The organism is Chitinimonas sp. (assembly GCF_041904975.1).
In the GTDB taxonomy this organism is placed as follows: domain Bacteria; phylum Pseudomonadota; class Gammaproteobacteria; order Burkholderiales; family Chitinimonadaceae; genus Chitinimonas.
In genome coordinates, this window is record NZ_JAYRLZ010000358.1 from 1 (window position 1) to 3,727 (window position 3,727).

The following is a 3,727-nucleotide window of genomic DNA, read 5'->3' on the forward strand; positions in this document are numbered from 1 at the left end:
TTTTGTGGTCCCGCCCTTGCTGATGCTGCTGTTTGGCGTGGGGCTGTCGCTGGATGTCGAGCATATCCCCTTCGCGGTGCTGGACCAGGATAAAACCGCCGAGAGCCGCGACTATATCGCCCGCTTCAGCAGCGGCCCCTATTTCAATCTGAAAGGCCAGCTCAGCGACCCGAAACAGCTCGATGCGCTGATGGCGAACGGCACGGTGCGCGCCGCGCTGATCATTCCGCCAGGCTTTGCCGCCCGGCTGGCTGCCGGCAAGCCGGCCGAGCTGCAGACCATTCTTGACGGCACTTTTCCGTCCCGCGCGCTGACGACCAAGGGCTATCTCGATGCCATCAATGCCCAGGCCAATGTCGACCGGCTGGTGCGCCTGATGGCGCGGCAGGGCGGCATGAGCGAGGATGCGGCGCGCCAGCGTTTGATTCCGATCCGCCTATCGGTGCGCTATCTGTACAACGAGGCGGTGGCCAGCCTGTGGTCGATTGCGCCCAAGCTGCTGATGGTGATCCTGATGATCTCGCCGCCCTTCCTTACTGCGCTGGGCGTGGTGCGCGAGAAGGAAAGCGGCGCCATTTTCAATCTGTATGCCTCCAACCTCAGCAAGGGCGAATACCTGCTGGGCAAGCTGGCACCCTATGTGCTGATTTCCTTCCTGAACGCCTGGGTACTATGGCTGATCGCCACCCTGTGGTTCGGGGTGCCGTTTCGCGGCTCGCTACCCTTCTTTGCCGTGGCGGCCATGGTGTATGTGCTATGCACCACCGGCATCGGCCTGCTGGTATCGGTGCTGACCCGCACCCAGGTCGCCGCCATGATCGTTACCGCCATTGTCACAGTGGTGCCGGCGGTGCTGTATTCCGGCGTGCTGATCCCGGTACCCAGCCTGTCCGGCCCCGGCCAGTTGATCGCCCACGCCCTGCCCGCCATGTATTTCACCGAAATCGCCGTGGGCTGCTTTCTCAAGGGCGGCGGCTTTGCCACCCTGTGGCGCGAGCTACTGGTGCTGGCCGCCTATGCGCTGGCCCTGTTCAGCCTCGGCTTTGTGCTGATGAGCAAGCGGCCGAACGCCTGATGTCGATTTCCACCCCGCCCCTGCTGGATGCCGTATGACACTCGCCCCCCTGACTGCCTGGCTGCGCCCGCTGGCCGCCCTGACCCGCAAGGAGCTCACCCAGCTGTGGCGCGACCGTATCCTGCTGCTATTCGTGCTGTATGCGTTTACCGTGGATATCTACCTGGCCGGCTCCGGCGTCACCTTGCAGGTCAGCCACGCCCGCACCGTGCTATCCGACGCCGACCATGGCCCGGCCGCCCGTGAGCTGGCCGGCCGCCTGGTGGCGCCCACCTTCCGGCTGGAGCCGGCGCCGATCCCGGCCAAGGCCGCCCGCGAGCGGCTCGACCGTGGCGAGGCGATGCTGGCCATCGATATCCCGCCGCGCTTTAGCGCCGACCTGGCCGCCGGCCGCGATACCTCGCTGGCGGTGTATGCCGACACCTCCAATTCGGTGCAGGGTTTTCTCGCCGCCAGCTATGTCAACCGGGTGGTCAGCCGCTTGGCCATCGAAACCGGCCTGGCGCGGCTGGGCGCGGGCAGCGGCGGCAGTCTGCCCATGGTCGAGAACAGGGTGCGAGCCTGGTACAACCCGAATCAGGACGATGCCTGGTTTATGAGCCTGTCGCAGCTGCTCAATATCATCACCGTGTTTGCCATCCTGCTGCCGGCCTCGGCCGCCGTGCGCGAGAAGGAGCGCGGCACGGTGGAGCAGTTGCTGGTGTCGCCGCTAACCGCGATGCAGATCCTGCTGCCCAAGGTGCTGGCCATGGGCGGGGTGATCCTGCTGGCCACCGCCTTGTCGCTGGCGCTGGTGCTGTGGCCGCAGTTCGGCGTGCCTTGCCGTGGCAGCCTGCCGCTATTTTTTGCGCTGACCGCGCTGTATGTAGCCGCCACCTCGGGCCTCGGCCTGTTTATCGCCACCGTCGCCCGCAATATGGCGCAGGTGGGCATGCTCACCATTCTGGTACTGGCGCCCATGCTGTTCCTGTCCGGCGCCTGGACCCCACCCGAAGCCATGCCATCGTGGCTGGTGCAGCTGATGGCGATTTCACCGCTGCACCACTTTATGGACATCGCCTTCGGCATCTTGCTCAAGGGCCAGGACCTGGTCGCGCTGGCCCGGCCGGTTGCGGCCTTGGCGCTGATCGGTAGCTTGCTGGCCGCTTTGGGGCTGTGGCGGTTTCGGCGGCAGTTTGGGTGAGGGTAGTGCCAAGTTGCCGATTGAACTAGATTTTCGAAGGCTCGCTTGTTTTTAGAACTTTGTATGCAAAGGCTTCTATACGTTTCAGATTGTTAAGACGAGTCTGTTCACAAGTCAGCGACGTTAGCCAAACGGCGCAGCCCGGGCCTCTGGCATTGCGACCGGTAATCGAAAAGCTGCGGTTTATCCCCAACACCTCATGAGTGCCGAGGTCGTAAACTAGTATTTCGCCCCCAGCGACATTGAATTCCCGATCGCGCGGCCGGCGCAGGCCGCGCCAGGTGTAGCCATAACGTGCGGTAGGTCGGGCAATGCCGATCACCTGCATCGGTGTGAGTTCATTAAGGGCAGCGACGACCTGCCCGGGCTTGATGAATACGGCCGTCGTAAAACCGAACAGACGGATATACGGCTCAGCGATGGCCTTTTGCCAATCAACACCGTTGCGACGCGGCTGCTCGACAAACTTGAAGTTTTCGTATGGCGGATTGACAAACATCCGACCTTGCCAATGCAGTGACTGGCCCACCGTTTGAAATTGCCGCTCTATCCACGGCGCTTCCGGCCCATAAGAATCGCGAAGGATGTCATCCGATGGTTCCGCTTCCGGTCGTGCAAAGTACAGCCCTTCAACATTGTCTACGGTTCTGAACACCCAGGCGCCCGCCTCGGTTTTGCACAGGTGGTCGAAATACTGCCAGGCAACATTCGGCGCATCGCGCCCCCATGCTAGTTTCTGCGCCTTGGCAAAATCAAACGGCACCGGCTTGGGCACGCTGTCGGGCAACAGCAGATGGTGGGCAATACGTCCTTCGGCGGTCGCCAGCCATTGCTCAGGCACCGGATAGTCCTGCCCCGGCACGCTGACAAAACGCTCCCATTTGGTGGGCGTATAGCCGGGCGGATAACTTGGCGTGCCACAAGCGGCCAAGACGGCCAGCAGCGCCAGCCAATACGGCCGACGCAGCGCAGATTGCTTGCTTGGGAAGCGTTGCATGTACGAGAGAACTTTCAAGATTGCATTGCCCGGACTCAAGGGCCAAGCAGGCTACTGCAATCCCTTGGACAATGCTAGCAAGGGCGTAAGGCGCAATTCCCGTAAGGTGCAATTGAAGCGAAGCGCATTGCACCGAATGTGCAGTCTTGGATTTATGCGCCTGCGGCGCGAATGATTATGAGCGGGGCCCGTCCCGCAGCCGGGGTACTTTCTTTTGCTTCGCCAAAAGAAAGTACCGAAAGAAAAGGCGACCCGACGGCCTCGCCCGGCTTTGCCGGGTTCCCTGCGCTCCTCGCAGCTTGCGGCCGTGGCCGAACTCGCCCGCTGTGCGGGCTCAAACATGCGGCCCCGGACTACTCCGCAAGCTGCTGCGGTGCTCGGCGAGAGCCGACGGGGATGGGGCTCTTCGTAGCTGGCGTTGTGTGCAATCGTTGATCGTGGGCGGGCTGTGACCTCCTAGCCTTTTGTAGGA

The 3,727-nt window shown here is 62.6% G+C and carries 3 protein-coding genes; 2 read left to right on the forward strand and 1 reads right to left on the reverse strand.

All coding sequences use genetic code 11. The annotated features are described in order from the left end of the window. Nucleotides 1-1,075 (forward strand): ABC transporter permease (locus ACE3OH_RS20705; protein WP_374357640.1); only part of this gene is annotated, 1,075 nt, incomplete at its 5' end. Between the two features lie 34 nt (nucleotides 1,076-1,109). Beyond that, nucleotides 1,110-2,258, forward strand: coding sequence for an ABC transporter permease (locus ACE3OH_RS20710; RefSeq protein ID WP_374357643.1), 1,149 nt, complete (start codon nucleotides 1,110-1,112; stop codon nucleotides 2,256-2,258). Between the two features lie 25 nt (nucleotides 2,259-2,283). Here the strand turns inward: ACE3OH_RS20710 and ACE3OH_RS20715 are convergent, their stop codons facing one another. Beyond that, a complete protein-coding gene (locus tag ACE3OH_RS20715) occupies nucleotides 2,284-3,273 on the reverse strand; it encodes a hypothetical protein (protein ID WP_374357646.1) in 990 nt (329 codons plus the stop codon). Nucleotides 3,274-3,727 lie beyond the last annotated feature (454 nt).